The sequence below is a fragment of the [Anoxybacillus] calidus genome (assembly GCF_013760845.1).
Lineage (GTDB): Bacteria > Bacillota > Bacilli > Bacillales > Anoxybacillaceae > Paranoxybacillus > Paranoxybacillus calidus.
In genome coordinates this window covers 440,050-457,183 of the sequence record NZ_JACDUU010000001.1, presented here as the reverse complement: position 1 = coordinate 457,183, position 17,134 = coordinate 440,050, and the positions used below count along the sequence as shown (strand labels likewise).

The window sequence follows — 17,134 nt, the reverse complement described above, 5'->3', positions numbered from 1 at the left end:
GGGTACCATCACTGCCTTTTGATTTGTCAAACTCCATATTCTTCATTCGCTATACATCCTCCTGCTAAAAGTAGTGTTATTTTTAATAAAAATCGAAATAAATCCTGTTATAACAATAAAAAATGACGTGCCAAAATGGTTGTCAGTTGGCACGTCATTTTGCATGTCATTTTTTATTTTGCACCCGAAAACGGAACCTGTTAAGTTTAGGGCTACCTTTTTTATTATTCTATACTGTTTATAATTTCCTTGAATACTTTTGTCGGTTGATAAATTAGTTCATTAAATGGTATGTTTTTTTCAATTATTCCATTGTCCAGTTTTAATATTTTATTGTCTCTTTCCATTTTTATTGTAACATTGTTAAAACGAAACGCCTTAATTTCATTAGCTCTATCTAAATAAGTATCGTTTAGTTCAATCTGAATATCTTTCGTCAGTCTTCTCAGCATTCTCCAAAGCGTTACTTCTTCTCTCGACTTCATGAATAACTCTGGCAACGTATGAGCGCTTTTTAACGTATTTAATGTCGTCATTGTATATACTTGAATACCATATCGTACAGGTCGAATAATTCGTTCAAGTTTCTCCCATGGTTCTAGTATAAATTTCACATACTCATCTTGACTTTGACTCGGAAGTTCTTTAATGTTGCATCGTTTTACGATCTGTACGTCTTTAATTTTTGCATAATACAAAATACCGTTTTCTTTTTCAGAAATGTATTTTGTAATGTACAAAGCAACATACTTCGCTTCTTGCCAGCCGCTCTTTAAGCGTTGAACAGGGATGTGATAAAATCCATATTTTAAGTTAGCTTGAAGCTGTTTATCGTTTCTTACAACTCCGACTAATACTCTTTCATCTAGTGAAGATTGCCATTCTTCATATGTTCCCCGAGGTAAAATTCCCTCTTTTTGGATTTCCTCTGAACTTTTTTCCACCAAATGATCGATAAACTGTTCAAGTAGCCGAGTGGAATTCGGTAAAAACGGAAATCCGCCTATATTAACTTTTTCAATACTTTTGTAAAAATGATGCTGTTCATATAATTCTTCTTGATTCCATGGAAATAATACATACGCACCAAATGCGGTGCGCTCGTATGGACCGTTCTGTTCACTTACTAACGCATCACGGTAACGATGCATTGTATTGATATCCTCTTCTAAAGGCCCGGGTGATGGTTGACTAGTATCGCTGTAATCAATCCGATACTTTGCATCAAATATATAGTTATACGTATAGGACTTTCCTTGTTTCTCTAGTGTTAATACCATATCAGGCTTTTGGGTAACAGTTGGGAGATTTCCAACTGACTTTTGATAGTATAATGTGATTTTTTCTTTCGTTTTCGGATGGATAAATGTTTGTTTGGCAGTTCTGGATTCATCTAATGTGAGATATAATCCATTATTGTTAACCTTTATAATATCTTGTTCAATTGGCAAATATTTTTTAGCTAAAATTTGGCTTAATTTAATAAACGTCCAATACTCGTAAAGCTTGGCAACGTCTTTTACAGACATTTTCATTTGAATGCCTTCTAGCGAAAGCCCACGTAGCATCAACGTATACATTTCAAACGCATCCCGATAACCAGGAGCCATTTGGATGACAAGTGAAAAAATAGAACGGTCAAGTTCCCCGATCTCTCTCCAAAAACTTCGTGATAATTCATTCTCAATTTGTTGCATCCACTTAACGATTCTTTTTGTTAAATGTTCATCCGGATCATGTTCGCGAAAGCGTCGAGGACGTTGAATCTCCTTATATAAATCCTGCATTTTATAATTCAGCCGCTGCATCATCCATTTCACAAAACGATTTTCTAGTGTATCAAAAGAAATTTCTTTTTTAATCGTTAGCCCTGCCGTTGGTATAAGTGTTTTATTATGAATATGGATTCCATTTTTCGTTTCAACAAACAGATATGGTCGCCTATGTAAATAACTACGGCAAAAAGAATCCATTCTCTTAATCTTTTCGCCGCGAACTTTATCGTATTGCTTTGTTAACTCATGATGCGGCTGTCTTTTAATTTGCTCAACGGCATGCATGAAGCGAGTGAAATAGTGCTCCAGCAGGCGATAAAATTCACTCATCGTTGGATTAGTACTTTCGTGAGAACCTGCATGGAGATATGTTTTTTTCAAAAAATGATAGGCCAAATTATAGATTTCATCATTCACTTCATGCAGTAAACGTCTGTAATCTTCCTTATAATCTAGCTTTGTTGGAAAAATTTCAATCGTAACTGATAATAAACATTCCGTTCCATCGTAAATCTCAAAAGTAGAAAAACCGATTTCGTTTTGAAAATGTAACGTTCCCGTTAAGAAATTTTGTGTACCAATTTTCGATGCACTTACCGCTGTACGTAATCGTGGGTGCTCATGATAGAACGTTAATTGTTTGTTTTCCTTTGATATAACAAGTAATTCATATAATTCATTTTCAAAAAAGATGGGACTATGTTCTCCATGGGGAGTAAGTTTATTCACGTTTCTATCAAATACTTCAATTCTTTCAATATTTTTACCTGTACAGTTAAAAAACATTTTTTCGCTTGTATGTAGATTTAAAGCGATATGTTTCAAGTTAGGAAGCTTCCCTTTCATCACTAAAGAAAGATGGGCTGTTTCAATTTTTATGAGTTCAACAATCTCTGAATTAGAACCAGAAGGAAGTAAACCCATCTTCATCAAGCCTCCGTAACATGGTTTGCACTTTTTTAGTTGACTTAGGAAAACGCATATACGAGATTTCAATGACTTCTTCTTCACGATAAGCTTGGTTTGCACAATATTTATATAGTTCAGTTAATACTCGTCGAGTACGTGGGTTACTCCCAGCAATTCGAGGTAAAATCTTTTGATGAATTTGAAAATCTAACGCTTGTTCAAATGAAAGCAGATTTGCTCGTTTGTTATAAATCATATAAAAGCATATTTCATCACGGACACGATAGCCGATTTGAGCACCAATTTCTTCAATAATTGCATTTATTTTTATTAGCTCTTCCGTCACTTGATGCACAATATCTTTATTTTCCTCATAGCAATCCACTATATGAAGATAGTCACTTTTTAAAATATCATTCGTGATGATTAGACTTTCAAGTGCACTGTCTTGTTGGACAAAGTGAAACCGGTCAAGAAACACATCGTTAAATTCAATCGTATTTGCACGGTCAAGTACCTTTTTACTAAATGGATACGTTGTCTCATCCATATTAACTGTACCAATAAAATAGACGTTAGGTGGAATCGGTAAAGGTTGTCCTAAACGCTTTGGTGATAATACGCTTGAGATAACAATTTTTCCATCTTTCCACTTACGGCTTTCCATAACACTTAATAAATCACTGAAATAGTATTCAACACGCGCTAAATTCATTTCATCGAGCACGACAAAATACGGAAGATGTTCATTCTTACTTGCGCTGATCAACACTTCTGTAAGAGGTCCTTTCACAAACTCCCCCTTAATATCAGTATATCCAAGCAAATCGGAACCATCGCTCCAATCAGGACGAACAGGAATAAGTGTAAAACGACCGTTTTCTTCCGTGGCTCCGAGACTTTCTGCAAACCATTGAATCATTTTTGTTTTTCCCGTTCCGGAAATTCCAGATAAAATCACGAAAGGTTTAGTTTTTAGTGATAAGAAAAAATTGATTATGTCATTTCGTTCGTAAGTAAACCCTTTGCTTTGTATGTATCTGTACACATAATCTAGTGTTTCGGAAATATCCAATTTAGTATTAGAGTTATTTGTGACTAACTTTAAACGATATACAAATGGCTTACCTGTGGAGTAAAATTCAATATATTCTGCGAGATGATCCGGTACTACAATCATTTTGTTTTGTTTAGATTTTTGCTCTTGAATATATGTATAGGAAGTATGAAACGTTTCGGTGAAAAATTTTTTCAAATCGCTATTGTACACAATCTGTAAAGTGTCCGAAGGTGTATTTCTATCTTTATTATATAAATAAGCATCAAACTCTTTTTCATCGATCAACAGCGTTACTTTTTCTCTCTCCCCCCTTTTAATATATTGGTTATTATTAGCCATTTGGAAATCTTCATGAAATTCAATCGGAATAGTAGTACCAAAATCGAATATAGATTGATCTACTCTCTTACGACCAATTAAGTTTGGAATATTAGGCTTTGACCAACTTGCTTTTTCTTTTAACATCATTCTTCACCTTAACTTTGTCATTACTATTTGAAACTATTATAAAATTTTTACCAATTATTTTCTATCAAATCATCGTCTTCAAATCTTTTATAACAACGCTAATTGCATACTTTGATGGATCTGCTTAATAGATTGATCTATAATAAATCAGAGAGTTTAACATCCATTTTTCAGTTTACTAAATTATGGAACGTAAAGAGGGAGTAAATATATGAACCTCTACAAATTCACCGAACTATCCGAAAAGGCTAAACGAGTAGCTGCTGAAGGTTATGTCGAGGATGCCCACGCCTTTGGATTTGACCCAACAGTAACTTTAGAAGAAGCATATGAGATTTTAGCCAGTCCATGGGAACGGCATCGCTATGATGAAGAAGGGATATTAATTGGAAAAGTATACTACTCATGCAATGGAGAAGTGTACTTCGAAGAAACGGGAATGTATTGAAAACGTTCATTCGAATATTTTGCCAAGGCGTTAAACAATTTCAGTCTTCCTCACCATTGCTCTTTTCATCTTGCTTTTCTTGATTTAGCTTTTGATAAGCTGGAGCTTAAAACTGAGTGCTGAACACAGGCTTTGAAAAAAACAAAAATCCCTCTCTATTATTCTTCTCCTCTTACTGCCCCTAATATTTTCATATATTCCTCTTTATACTCGTCCTTCACATACTTTACAAACAGGTCGTTTGGGACAAAAATTCCTTCATCCCATTGTCCGATTAGCTCTATGTTTTCTCGCGGTATTCGCTCAAAGAAAAGAATCTCATCATCCCCCTGAACATGGCGATCCTTCCTTCTTGTTCGCCGATCATACTTAATGAAGTCCTCTAACGAGCAAGAGTAATTCCAATATTTTTTGCCGACATCTTCTTTAATAAATAGAAGATCTTCTTCATCCATTTCCTCGAGCGGGCATTCGGTTAGGCAAAACCCGCCATACAATTGACTGCCCATCCACCCTTTATTATTGGGTAATTTCACAGCATATAAATCACTGGATGGATAACCAATCATCAATAAAAAATCAACCGTTATTTCCGGATACAGATAAAGAGCATTCATACGCTTTACCCAGTCAGGAATCCACTTTGGCTTTATGCTATCTAACATTCGACTGGCGTTTTGCACATCTTTTTGGACCTTTTGGGAATTTGGCAACAAACCGTTCTGCAAAATCGATTTTCTATTTTCCCGCTCTGTAGTGTGGTAAGCAATCATAGAGTGATGTACATCACGGAACAGTTTGGCCCTTTATAATAAATTCCATATCCCCATCGTATTAATTCCGGGACTTTCCCAAGTTGAATATGCTCGTGAAACCAATTTTCCATCATTCTGTATAAACCTTTTCTAAAACGGCCGCTGAACTTGATCGTATCACTCTCTTCAACCCCTCCAGTTTCAACGTGAACACGTTGATCCTCATAATATAATAGTGCTTTAAGGCATCAGTTATTATAATGAACCCAGATATCCTTCATAGCCATTCTCCTTGTGATGTATAATGCCAGCAGTTCAATACGAAATATATTTGATATATAACTTTCTCATGAAATCTCTCCCACCTATACTCCGTTTAGAGGAGGGAGACTTCTCGAAAAACATGTTAATTAAAAATATAGGAATTCGAAAGACACGATTGACGCATTCTTTCAATTCCAATGATGCACACCCTTTCTCCTCAAAAGGTTCGTTTTTATCTGAATTCATTTTTCTCATCGTCTTTTTATTAGTCTATATACTGAGAAAAGATTTAGAAAGAAATAGTGAATAAACTTCCCAAACTTCAGAACCTTTTTTATGTATAGAGCATGATTCATTTTTAGTGCAAAAGTCTATCAAACTTGAACATACTCCAAAAGTAATCACAAACAAGTGCATATCTCATGCATCGCTAGTTAATATGACATACTATTATAAAAAGTTTTAGGAACAATAAATAATCCAAATTGCCCTTTAACCATTTAACGCTTTTTAGTAAAATAGCATATATCCTTCTTCATGAAGTACCCCTATATTATATATTTATGACTAGAGCCAACCTTTAAATGGTTGGCCCTTTTTTTTAGAATGTTAAGGAACAATGAGCAGCTTTCAAACAAATGTATATCGTGTATTTCAGGCACTGACCTCTTGTTTATCGGTAACTTTGCTTTTGTGTGAAGCATAACTATGTGAAACCATACCAAACATTACAATAAACATGCCACACCAAGATAAAGCGGAAGGAAATGGAGAAGCTAACAAAATGAATTCTCCAGCTACTGTGAAAAGCACCTCCATAGATTGTGTTGCTTCAACAGCAGCTAGCTTTTGCCGCTCCCTCTTACCATTATCAGTTACACAGAAGAAGAGTAGCGTCACAATGCCCCCGCGGCTAAAACAGATTGTATCGTTTGTTCCTTACTCGGTACTCCCGCAGTGAATAAACGATACAACGAAAGCAAAAACCAAAATGGTAAACTAGCTCATGTCATACCCAGTACACGTTGATAAGCATCTAAACGATCGACACATATACCCATCATTTTCCGATTACCAAGTGGATAAGCAAATGACACAATCATTACAAGTATGCAAACTAACAATATCTCTTTTAAAGAAAGATGATTTGCCTGTCCCACGTGCATAAAGACTATTCCTAGAAGAATAAGGAGTGATATAGCAAGACCCTTAACCGGTCATTTCCCTCTTACTTTTAAAGGACCATTTGCTGCCTCAATAGCATGTAAAAAAATGGAATGAACAAAAAACCAGATATAATGGTAATCTGCCTTGTTCCGGCAATAAGCCAACCTGGTAATACAACAAGACGCAGCATAAAAACTCCTCGTTGCAGTTCAGGAGGAGTTGGTGACATCAGTAAGGATAATCGATCAGTAATTACTTCACTCTTTATCTTTATAACGTATAGCAATAATAGCATTTACAAGTAATCCTAAACCAATTCCGACTAAAATACCTACACTCGGCTTTCCAAATAGCATACCAATACCCATACCTAGAAAAAGAAAAGCTCCGTAAAGTAATCCAGCATATCGATAATGTTTTTTCAAAAATCCACCTCTTTTAAGCTTTTTTATTAGGATTTCTTTGAAAATATACGCTGCATGATCTGAACCTATGTTAAAAACAACTTTCTATTTACATAACATTTCTTTTAGGAAGTTGGTATAAATCCCCACTTAGCGCCCAAGGTGGTTCATTTCTTCCGTTTTTACCGTTTATGCAGGATTTTATACATGGTTGATAAATCAACGTTTTCGGCTTTTGAAGAAGCCTAAAGTCCTTTTTATACATTGATAAATATTTAATTTTTACTTGGGTATAATAAACGATAAAGCAAATGAACAATGGGAGACGAATTGATCCATGGACAGAATCATTTTGTGGTCATTTTTTATCATTGGAATTGTCTTATTATTTTTCAGTTTCCGAAAACCATTAATCAAAGAAAGAAAACCAATCATCAAAGACACGATTTTAGTTTTCCTGATGAAAGCTTATTTTTCAACATTTATTGGCATTTTTGTTGCAAAAGAAAAAATGATTGAATATCCTGTAAGGTTTTTAAGTAAATATTTCGAAACCAGCATTATTTTTGAATCCTTTCTATATCCAATTATGTGTGTTTATTTATTTCAAACCACTTATCATTCAAGATTTCTAGGTATTATTGTACAATGTGCATTGTATACCGCTGCGTTAACGATCATTGAGGTTTTTTGTGAAAAATATACCGATTTAATTCATTACCATACATGGACATGGATGCACTCGTTTATAACCATCTTTCTTCTATCCCTTTTTGTCCGTATCCTTATGCAATGGATAAACAAAATGGATCAATCAAAGGTATAGCGTGCTTTATAGCGCGCTATAAAATCTTTTATATTACTCCTCTTCTAAAATTGTCCCCTTTTTTCCTTAACTAACTCAATTTTTTCCTTTTCATCTTGATATTTTTTCGTTTTGTTATCGATCAGGAGACCAGCTGATTCTTTGATTCGATGACATACTCCATATAAAGCTGCCACCTCAAGAGGACTTTCTTCTTTCTCATAGAGCATTAGGCGTGGGATTTTCCTTTTTCCAAAAAACTCTAAATATAAATGTTCCACTGCTGTTTCATGGCTATTCTTGATCATAAAAGATTGACATGTAACCAAAAAGTTTCATATAATCAATACGAAACCTTTTGGTTACATATTAATGCAACATGGAGGTACGTTAGATGCAAACCAATAATCAAAGCAAAGTTCCAGACATTCGAAAAACGGCTGTATTTAATGCACCGATTCAAAAAGTGTGGGAAGCAGTAGCAACTTCAGAAGGAATCGCCGCATGGTTTATGCCGAATGATTTCGAGCCAAAAGTTGGACATGAATTTACTTTGCAGACACCTTTTGGACCATCACCTTGCAAAGTTCTTGAACTCGACCCGCCTCATCGCCTTTCCTTTTCATGGGATACATCCGGTTGGCGTGTTTCTTTTGAATTAAAGGAACTAAATGGAAAAACGGAATTTACACTCATTCACTCCGGTTGGGGAGAGACGCATGAGATTATTCCAAAAGCAGGAGAAACACATTCAGTAATAAGAAACCGAATGGACAATGGTTGGGAAGCGCTTGTTAATGAGAAACTGCGCAAGGTAGTTGAAGGTTAATGTCTGCGGCGCAAAAACATGATATTTTTCAAGCTATTGCTGATCCTACTCGGCGTAAAATCCTCAAACTTCTTGCTGATAAGAAATTACCTGTCACCGCGATAAGCAGGCATTTTCCTATGAGTCGTACAGCCGTTTCTAAACATTTACGCATCCTTTCAGAATCAAAACTTGTAAGTGTGGAGAAAGCAGGAAGGGAGAAATTGTATAAGCTCCAGCCAGAGGCGCTGCTCGAACTCAAAGAGTGGCTTTCCTTTTTCGAGCAATTTTGGGACAACAAGATTTCCATGCTTAAATATTTTGTAGAAAACGAAGAAATCGGCAAGCTAAATCTGATAATGCCTGAATCCAATGAGGAATCTAAGGATTCGTGACTAGAAGATTAGAATGGTCAACATTTCCATCACCTCTCCCTCATCGAAGTGGATAATAGAAGGGAGAGGTTGATTTTTGCGACGGAGTCCCCACGTGCTTTACTGTTTCTCTAAAAACTCAATCCGATTGTGAAACGGATCACGGAATGAGAAACGAATGACATTTGGAATCGGTTTTTCATCATACGTTTGTACACCTTTTTCTTCTAAATAACGTCTCACTTCTTCAATATTCTGAACTTCAAATGCCGGATGGCTCTTACTGTTATATCCGTCTCTGTTTTCGACTCCGATATGCAGCTCAATATCACCAACTTTATACCATAAACCGCCATTTGTTTTTAATGTCTCTGGTTTCTCGATTTCGGTAAATCCTAATAAATCCGTATAAAATGCTCGTGCCTCGTCCTCCGCTCCTACTGGAATACAAATTTGCACATGGTCTAAACGTTTTACTTGAATTTTCAACGACACTTTCCCCCATTTTCCTAATTTCTTTTTCATAGGAATCCGTTATTCGAAACGTACCTAACATATTTATTATAACATTTAATAGATTGTGCCAAAAACACGGTTAGGGCAAAAGAGATGATAAAAAAACGCAGCAACACTCATAGCCCATATGTTTTGGCTCAGAAAAAGATGCATTAGCATCCTAATGCATCTTTACACTTGAAATCTCTTTCTTATTTTCAGCGTAAACATAAAGGCAGCGATACCAAACAGTAAAATCACCGCTTCAGCAATCCAAACATTTGTCACAACTCCTGTTTGATAAAGTGCCGGCACAACGTCCATCAGCGCATGCAAAAGAATCGCGTAAATAACAAAGATAAAACGGCTTTGGCGAATGCCAAGCAAAACTAAAAGCGACATCGCAATATGGAATGAAATCGCTGCCATCCGCTCGATACCGGCTAATAGATACTCATCAAATCCAGTGTTTAGCACTCTCTCTTTCAGGAATGCGGCTTGTTCTGCTGGAAGCGCAGGAGCAACCGTCGCATCAAATGCCCCTGAATTCACTAAATTCGCCAAAACAAGCGCATTGATCGCACCTAACGTACCGATTAAAATCGCTTCAATCCCGCCGTGTCCTAACCCAAACGACAAGCCGTCTTTGTATTCCCGGTTGTTTTTCAACATCCATTTAAAACCGAAATAGCGGCCAAGTTCTTCAAAAATTCCTGCCGCTAATGTCCCATATAAAACAAAAAGAAAGACGCTGTCCGTCCATTTCAAAGACGGGCCGCTTGCATCAATCATGACAAAATGCAGCGCTTTTTCAAGAACTTGTGAAAATAAAATAAAAATAAGAATCCCTACACCCAGTGGCTTCCATGAAAACAACTGTTTTTTTCGCAAATAAATCAACAAACCAATCGGAAATAAAAGTGAAATGAGAAGCTGAATGATCATGCCTGTCATCGTAAAAGAACTAATCAATATAAACTCCCCCATAAAAATTAGTGTCTTTCAAATAATATATTCCATCATTGTCAACTCATTCTTTATACAAGTTTTAAGATTTTCATATAATTTTGTTTATACTCTTCTTTCACGTATTTTTCAAATGAATCTGCGGTGTAAAAATGCCATGATACCATTGTCCAATTCGTTCGATGTTTTGTGGTGGTATCGCCCCCAAAAAGAGAATTTCATCAAATTTTGGGACATAGCGATTTTTTTTTTCGTACTCTTCGGTCATATTTAATATCATCTTCTAGCCAACAAGAGTAATTCCAATATTTTTCCCTACATCCTCTTTTAAAAATGCCTACACTTCTTCTTCAATTTCTTTCATATTCGCATCATTAAGAAAAAAACCTGCGTATATGAGCGATTTTGACGAATCATTTTTGTAGCGAATCCAAATGTCCTTCATGTTGTACTCCTTTTCTATGTATCACAAATAGATCATGTATGGATGACTGTACAACAAAAATGGAATATTTAAGTAAATAATATGTTAAAAGAGCCATGTCTCGATAGACAGTGACTCTTTAACCATCTTTTTCGATTAAGTTGTTTGATACGAGAGCTAGAGAACGAAGCGAATGGATGATTTACCAAAAACAATAACCCGTTCGTAACCTGTAAATCGTAAGTTCGTAACACGTTTAACGTTCACCGGTCGCGTTCCCACATAAGAGCTTACTGACTATTCTCTTCTTTGTTACCCACAAAGATAAGGGATGCTTACACTTCTCTGCGCTCTCGTTTGGTGCCCAGGCACCCATAAGGGCACTTTTCTAAATGCCCTTAAAGCTACCTACGCATCTAAATATTTATCGGCAAGCGGCACTTCCATTTCGACCGTATAATTTACTTTATCAATACGGCTGGACAACAATTCGACTTGCCGGGACAACTTTTCCGCTGCCTTTTTATATTCGCCCGGGTTAAATAAAGCGACCATTTCCATGACGACATTTCCGCCATAATATTCTCTCTGTTTTGTCTCGCCAAGCCGCTTATACAAGTGAATTTGATTACGCAACACTTTCGCCGTCTCAATCGCGCGAATAAGCGGAATGTTTTGACCATCCCATTCCACCGTATATTGCATATTCGTTTTATGAATCAATTCCTGTAACTCAAGTACATCTTTCTGAATTTCCGCTAACTCTTCAAGAACCTGCTCAACCGTCCGTTCAGGCGGAATATACGTTTCCCCTTTTGGAACAGTAATCGTATGAATTTCGAACAATTCCGTTTCCAACTCATATGACCGTTTCTTAAGAAAAGAGAGGAGATTAATAGATTGCGCTAACGTGATTTTCATTCGCTAATCCTCCAAGTAAACTCATTAATGCCATTATATAGTAATAAAGATGCATTAAAAAGTCAATTTACAGTTTGCTAGAATTGCGCGATTTTTCCTTTCCCATTACTGCCACACCTTCATCCGTTCCGCAAGCGTCGATGTATGTAGCTCAAGCTGTGTGCCGTCCAGGTCAAGAAAATTAACCGACCAGCCAAGTCCACGCTTTATCGGGCCGCGGACAATTTCGACATTGTTTTCTTGCAATTGCTTTACCGCCTTATCGAAATCTTTCTCGTCAATGTAAAATGCAACATGATCGACTCCAAGCTGTTCTCGTTGCTTCGCCTTTTCCGGGCGTTCCTGCAGACAAATCCAAGCGCTGCCCCACTCTAAATAAGCGTCTTTCCGCCCGCGATGAACAAGCCGCATCTTTAGAACATCGAGATAAAATGACAGCGAATGGTTTAAATCGCTTACGTTAATCGTTACATGGCTGAATCCTTGCACGTTCATCTTTCTCCTCCTCCAAAAACTACTAACTTCTCATTTATATATCGACACGATGCCATTGATCTTCCATTGCCTTTTGTTATTAGAATACCATATCTTTCCTTTCTAGCAATCTATTTTTATACAATTTCGAGCGACTCCCTTACCGCTGCTCCCCGTTGAACGGTTATGTATGATAAAAAAGAGGAGCTGTGCCATCTGTGCACATCCCCCTCTTCATGACGGCCTACCGTTTAACTTCGTTAGATGTATGTTAAAACTTTATCAAGCAAAGTATCTAGCCCGCGCAACTCTAGCTCCTGAAATGCTGCCTGTACTTTTTCATCATCGATGTTTAACTGCGCATCTTCCATGTGCAATTGAATCGGAAGACTGCAATAAATGGCTGCCAGTTTTTTGGATAAATGAAGCATGTCAATTTGTTGTGTAATTTTATTCCGTTGCGCTTTTGTCAACGACTCGATATTCTCAAGAATCCCTTCAACAGAACCGTATTGTTGAACTAACTTGAAGGCTGTTTTTTCGCCAATTCCGCGCACACCGGGATAGTTATCGCTCGCATCACCCATTAATGCTTTAACATCGATCAGCTGCTTCGGAAAAATTCCGTTTTCTTCATAAAAGCGTTCTAAAGTATACCGTTTGTAATTACCGATTCCTCTATCAAGTATGTATATATTGACATTTTCTTCAAGTAATTGCAACATATCTTGATCACCAGTAAGGATCGAAATGTGCGCCTCATTCTTTAATTGTGCCGCAATCGTGCCAATACAATCATCTGCTTCAGCACCCAACACACCAATGTTAGGAATGTCAAACGCGGCAACGACCTCTTTTACTAAGTCAAACTGTGGAATAAGTTCCAGCGGTGGTTCACCACGGTTCGCTTTATAATCAGGAAACCATTCTGTACGAAATGTCGTGCTCCCCATATCCCAACAACAAACAACATGGCTTGGTTTCAACGTATGAATCGCTGTTAACAAATGCTTAACGAAGCCATGTATCCCATTCGTTGGAATGCCTTTACTGTTCAACATAAAATAGCCGCTCATCGCTGTTGCATAAAAAGAACGGAATAGCAATGCCATTCCATCAACGAGTAATAAATGATATTTTTTCTCCATAATGAACCTCCATGATTTCCAATCTCTCCAGTCTCCACTTTTGAGACTGCTCAAAAAAGTTTGTTATAACTGCTTTTGCAAAATAATTTTCGGCTCTCCCTTCTCATCTGTATATGTTCCTATAATATCAAATCCATAGCGCAAATTTAATATTAACATCGCGCGCCATTTGTTTTTAGTTTGTGTCGTAACAATTTTATAACCTCGTTTCTTTAACCATTCATGCTGCATGTTCATTAATGTCGAGCCGATTCCTTTTTTTCGATAAGCAGGGTTCACTCCGCCAATCCAGCTATAAAATTCTTCAGAATTACTCTCATACCCGATTTTAAAGCCGATGACTTTCTCCTGCTTGAAAGCGGCAAGAACGAGCAAACTTTCTACTTTGTTCATTTTTTCCATCATTCGCTCTGCCGATGTTTGAAAGATCGTTTCATAAAGATAGCGAATTTGTTCGGCAATTGTTTTCGGCAACTGTCCCTCGTAGACGCGATATTGAAACATAGTAATCGCCCTTTCGTTTGTAAAATTTGAATCTTTCGCGTATTCTATATTATACTAAAAGTCTATATAATTCCATTTTCATGAAAAGGAGGAAACTTCATGAGCGGGTTTGAACAAAATCTTGAAAAATATGCAGCGCTTGCTGTTCGTGTTGGCGTAAACATTCAAAAAGGACAGACTCTTTTTATCACTGCTCCGCTAGAGGCAGTCGAACTTGTCCGCAAAATTGCTGTCAAAGCGTATGAAGCCGGCGCTAAACACGTATACGTCGAATGGAACGATGAAGAACTTACACACATTACATATAAACACGCACCAGATGAAGCGTTTCACGAATTTCCGAAGTGGAAAGCCCAAGCAAGGGAGCAGCTTGTCGAGGAAGGAGCAGCTTTCCTATCCATTTACTCACCAAATCCAGACTTATTAAAAGATATCCAGCCAGAGCGAATCGCAAATTTCAACAAAGCCGCCTCAACGGCGTTAATGAATTACCGCAGCGCCTTAATGTCAGACCGCAATTGCTGGTCCATTATTTCCGTGCCAACTCCGGCTTGGGCGAAAAAGATTTTTCCTCACTTAAATGAAGAAGAAGCGATTAAAAAACTATGGGACGTCATTTTCAATGTCACCCGCGTCAGCTTGGAAGACCCGATTCAAGCGTGGCAGGAGCATAACGACCGCCTCACGAAAATGGTTGAGTTTTTAAACAATAAGCAATATAAACAATTAGTTTATGAAGGACCAGGAACAAATTTAACTGTCGAGCTTGTAGAAAATCATGTTTGGCACGGTGGCGCAGCTATCAGTAAAAACGGAGTTCGGTTTAACCCAAACATCCCGACAGAAGAAGTATTTACAATGCCACATAAAGACGGGGTAAACGGAGTCGTTCGCAATACAAAACCGCTCAATTACGGAGGCAACTTAATTGACAATTTTACATTGACTTTTAAAAATGGGGTTGTTGTTGATTTTACAGCAGAAAAAGGATATGAAACATTAAAACATTTATTAGACACAGACGAAGGAGCGCGCCGTTTAGGTGAGATTGCGTTAGTACCGCATCATTCACCGATTTCAAATTCGAATGTCATTTTCTACAACACGCTTTTTGATGAAAATGCCGCATGCCACCTTGCTCTCGGAAAAGCTTATCCAACAAACTTAAAAAACGGGGCAACAATGTCGAAAGAGGAACTGGAAAAATCCGGAGCAAATGATAGCTTAATTCACGAAGATTTTATGATTGGCTCCGCTGAATTGAATATTGACGGCGTCACAAAAGACGGCAAGCGCGAACCAATCTTCCGAAACGGAAACTGGGCATTTGAATTGGAGTAATTGAAATGATCATACTTTCCACTTACACTGCCTCATAGTGGTCACAAACTGAAAAATTACCCTTCAATTAGGTTATCTAACTTTCTAGCCACGTCTTTCTGCATACTTGGAAGGACGTGGCTATATTGATTCAATGTGATGTGGATAGAAGAGTGTGCTAATCGTTCCGCCCTGTTATTTGAACAAGAAAATCAACAACATTCTTTAACAGACACCCATGCCAATAATAATTGGCAAATCGGTGAATGAAATAACAGCAAAAGTTATCCACAGCTATTTCAGGGTAGGGCAAAACAAAAAAGACAGGGAGCTTGTACGTTACTCTCTGTCTTTGGTTTATAATTTAAATATTTGGTTATGGTACACTTCCTGAACATCATCGTCGTCTTTAAGCGTTTCGATAAGTTTTCGTTGATATATCTGCGTTTACGATATTATCCAATGTATTTGAAATTACTATGTTTAGCATAATGAGAATGCTGATTTTAGTGTACATCATTACACGGATACGCATTTTTTATTTAACTGATACCTTATGAACCTCTCCCACCTACGCGTTGTTTAGAGGTGGGAGACTTCTCGGTGAACATGTTAAATGAGGAAACTTATATCTCCTCAGTCTTTTTTTATCCTTCAAAATAAAAAAGAGAGCTATTTCTGACTCCCTGTTACATTTTCTATTCTTAATTTCCTTTTTCCTCTTTATAAATCTTAGTATGAAGTTTTAACTGCTCTAACTCTTCTCTATAATGTAGTAAGAGTTTTCGCAGTTCTTTCGTTTGGCTGGAGGTTACAACCTTCCCCTCAGGATTCTTGCCTGTCTTTAAAGTTTGCTTAATCTCATTCCTAATCGTTACTAGCTTTTGTCCCGTCTCTTTCACTGTCTTAGTCTGATAGGTCCGCATCATATTAATTAGCATATTCTTAGCATCATGAGCTTTTTTATTCAACTGCCCACCTCCAAGTTTTGCAATTCTCAAACATTGTATTGCAACGGCATTTCTCATTGAAGAAGGAAAAATCATGAATTACTTGCGACAATCAAATCCAAAAGAATCAGTGAAATTTTTTGATAACTATGAAGATGCTTTTAAATGGTTAAGTTGCCTGTATTAGCTAAAAATGAAGAACGTTAAAATCAATATAAATATTTAACAAAACAAAAAATAAAAAACCTAACAACATAAAAAAAGGAATCCCCTTAAAAAGAAAAGGGAATCCCCTCCTCCCAAATTTCAATTAATTCTTTCTTACATTAGTAGCCTGAGGTCCGCGGTTACCTTGTTCAACATCAAAAGTAACTTCTTGACCTTCTTCTAAAGACTTAAAGCCTTCACCTTGAATAGCTGAGAAGTGAACGAATACGTCTTCTCCACCTTCAACTTCGATAAATCCAAAACCCTTGTCAGCGTTAAACCATTTTACTTTACCGTTTTGCATGAAAAAATCCTCCTAAAATGTACCTTCATGTACATATCCATTTTTAACCATTTCGCAAGTAATAAAAAGACGTAAAAAACTGCAACCCCTGAGGAGATTTAACCTTGCTATCCCCTTGGAAGTTATAGCATGTTTAAATCTCTAATTGTATTAAAAGTAAAATGGTTTAAAACCACTATAACAC

At 36.9% G+C, this 17,134-nt stretch carries 18 protein-coding genes and 2 pseudogenes; 6 read left to right on the top strand and 14 right to left on the bottom strand.

All coding sequences use genetic code 11. From position 1 onward, the window contains the following. Window positions 1–224 precede the first annotated feature (224 nt). Both HNQ85_RS02580 and HNQ85_RS02575 read right to left on the bottom strand, forming a co-directional pair. Window positions 225–2,699, bottom strand: a complete 2,475-nt coding sequence (locus tag HNQ85_RS02580; protein ID WP_181535910.1) for a restriction endonuclease-like protein — start codon at window positions 2,697–2,699, stop codon at window positions 225–227. Then, window positions 2,674–4,209: an McrB family protein gene (locus tag HNQ85_RS02575; RefSeq protein WP_181535907.1), complete on the bottom strand. Its 1,536-nt coding sequence runs from the start codon at window positions 4,207–4,209 to the stop codon at window positions 2,674–2,676. The genes HNQ85_RS02580 and HNQ85_RS02575 overlap by 26 nt, the downstream gene beginning before the upstream one ends. Before the next feature lie 214 nt (window positions 4,210–4,423). On the opposite strand from HNQ85_RS02575, the gene HNQ85_RS02570 reads away from it, so the two are divergent. Further along, a complete protein-coding gene (locus HNQ85_RS02570; protein ID WP_181535905.1) occupies window positions 4,424–4,660 on the top strand; it encodes a hypothetical protein in 237 nt (78 codons plus the stop codon). A 158-nt stretch (window positions 4,661–4,818) separates the two neighbouring features. Here HNQ85_RS02570 and HNQ85_RS02565 read toward each other — a convergent pair whose 3' ends face one another. From HNQ85_RS02565 to HNQ85_RS02555, 4 genes and pseudogenes are all read right to left on the bottom strand, one after another. Further along, window positions 4,819–5,433, bottom strand: a complete 615-nt coding sequence (locus HNQ85_RS02565) for a hypothetical protein (protein ID WP_181535903.1) — start codon at window positions 5,431–5,433, stop codon at window positions 4,819–4,821. 900 nt (window positions 5,434–6,333) lie between these two features. Beyond that, window positions 6,334–6,845 (bottom strand): annotated as a pseudogene (locus HNQ85_RS02560) (multidrug resistance efflux transporter family protein). 68 nt (window positions 6,846–6,913) lie between these two features. Then, on the bottom strand, window positions 6,914–7,141 hold the full coding sequence (locus tag HNQ85_RS17990) for a hypothetical protein (RefSeq protein ID WP_409994108.1): 228 nt from the start codon (window positions 7,139–7,141) through the stop codon (window positions 6,914–6,916). Further along, window positions 7,104–7,271, bottom strand: coding sequence for a hypothetical protein (locus HNQ85_RS02555; protein ID WP_181535902.1), 168 nt, complete (start codon window positions 7,269–7,271; stop codon window positions 7,104–7,106). The genes HNQ85_RS17990 and HNQ85_RS02555 overlap by 38 nt, the downstream gene beginning before the upstream one ends. Window positions 7,272–7,587: 316 nt before the next feature. Here HNQ85_RS02555 and HNQ85_RS02550 point away from each other — a divergent pair, with 316 nt between their 5' ends. The 3 genes from HNQ85_RS02550 to HNQ85_RS02535 all read left to right on the top strand — a co-directional run bounded on the left by HNQ85_RS02550 (window position 7,588) and on the right by HNQ85_RS02535 (window position 9,258). Continuing rightward, window positions 7,588–8,076, top strand: coding sequence for a CBO0543 family protein (locus HNQ85_RS02550; protein ID WP_181535900.1), 489 nt, complete (start codon window positions 7,588–7,590; stop codon window positions 8,074–8,076). 373 nt (window positions 8,077–8,449) lie between these two features. Continuing rightward, a complete protein-coding gene (locus tag HNQ85_RS02540; RefSeq protein WP_181535896.1) occupies window positions 8,450–8,884 on the top strand; it encodes an SRPBCC family protein in 435 nt (144 codons plus the stop codon). Then, window positions 8,884–9,258 carry an ArsR/SmtB family transcription factor gene (locus HNQ85_RS02535; RefSeq protein ID WP_181535894.1) on the top strand — a complete coding sequence of 125 codons (375 nt, stop codon included), beginning with the start codon at window positions 8,884–8,886 and terminating at the stop codon, window positions 9,256–9,258. Before HNQ85_RS02540 ends, HNQ85_RS02535 begins: the two co-directional genes overlap by 1 nt. 99 nt (window positions 9,259–9,357) lie before the next feature. On the opposite strand, the gene HNQ85_RS02530 is transcribed toward HNQ85_RS02535, so the two are convergent. From HNQ85_RS02530 to HNQ85_RS02505, 6 genes are all read right to left on the bottom strand, one after another. Next, window positions 9,358–9,726, bottom strand: a complete 369-nt coding sequence (locus tag HNQ85_RS02530; RefSeq protein WP_181535892.1) for a VOC family protein — start codon at window positions 9,724–9,726, stop codon at window positions 9,358–9,360. A 198-nt stretch (window positions 9,727–9,924) separates the two neighbouring features. After that, a complete protein-coding gene (locus HNQ85_RS02525; RefSeq protein WP_246326757.1) occupies window positions 9,925–10,704 on the bottom strand; it encodes a YhfC family intramembrane metalloprotease in 780 nt (259 codons plus the stop codon). An 826-nt stretch (window positions 10,705–11,530) separates the two neighbouring features. After that, window positions 11,531–12,043 (bottom strand): DIP1984 family protein, encoded by a 513-nt coding sequence (locus HNQ85_RS02520; RefSeq protein ID WP_181535888.1) that lies wholly within the window; start codon window positions 12,041–12,043, stop codon window positions 11,531–11,533. A 105-nt stretch (window positions 12,044–12,148) separates the two neighbouring features. Beyond that, the gene (locus HNQ85_RS02515) at window positions 12,149–12,538 is read right to left on the bottom strand and encodes a VOC family protein (protein WP_181535886.1); all 390 of its coding nucleotides are present in this window, start codon (window positions 12,536–12,538) and stop codon (window positions 12,149–12,151) included. A gap of 239 nt (window positions 12,539–12,777) precedes the next feature. Next, the gene (locus HNQ85_RS02510) at window positions 12,778–13,665 is read right to left on the bottom strand and encodes a 5'-3' exonuclease (protein WP_181535884.1); all 888 of its coding nucleotides are present in this window, start codon (window positions 13,663–13,665) and stop codon (window positions 12,778–12,780) included. A 63-nt stretch (window positions 13,666–13,728) separates the two neighbouring features. After that, the gene (locus tag HNQ85_RS02505; RefSeq protein ID WP_181535882.1) at window positions 13,729–14,169 is read right to left on the bottom strand and encodes a GNAT family N-acetyltransferase; all 441 of its coding nucleotides are present in this window, start codon (window positions 14,167–14,169) and stop codon (window positions 13,729–13,731) included. Between the two features lie 99 nt (window positions 14,170–14,268). Here HNQ85_RS02505 and HNQ85_RS02500 point away from each other — a divergent pair, with 99 nt between their 5' ends. Then, a complete protein-coding gene (locus tag HNQ85_RS02500; RefSeq protein WP_181535880.1) occupies window positions 14,269–15,510 on the top strand; it encodes an aminopeptidase in 1,242 nt (413 codons plus the stop codon). A gap of 683 nt (window positions 15,511–16,193) precedes the next feature. On the opposite strand, the gene HNQ85_RS02495 is transcribed toward HNQ85_RS02500, so the two are convergent. Beyond that, window positions 16,194–16,460, bottom strand: a complete 267-nt coding sequence (locus tag HNQ85_RS02495) for a hypothetical protein (RefSeq protein ID WP_181535878.1) — start codon at window positions 16,458–16,460, stop codon at window positions 16,194–16,196. 22 nt (window positions 16,461–16,482) lie between these two features. Here HNQ85_RS02495 and HNQ85_RS17480 point away from each other — a divergent pair. Beyond that, a pseudogene (locus HNQ85_RS17480) lies at window positions 16,483–16,626 on the top strand (STAS/SEC14 domain-containing protein); the annotation flags it as partial. A 123-nt stretch (window positions 16,627–16,749) separates the two neighbouring features. On the opposite strand, the gene HNQ85_RS02490 reads toward HNQ85_RS17480, so the two are convergent. Then, the gene (locus HNQ85_RS02490) at window positions 16,750–16,950 is read right to left on the bottom strand and encodes a cold-shock protein (protein WP_181535876.1); all 201 of its coding nucleotides are present in this window, start codon (window positions 16,948–16,950) and stop codon (window positions 16,750–16,752) included. Between the last annotated feature and the right edge of the window lie 184 nt (window positions 16,951–17,134).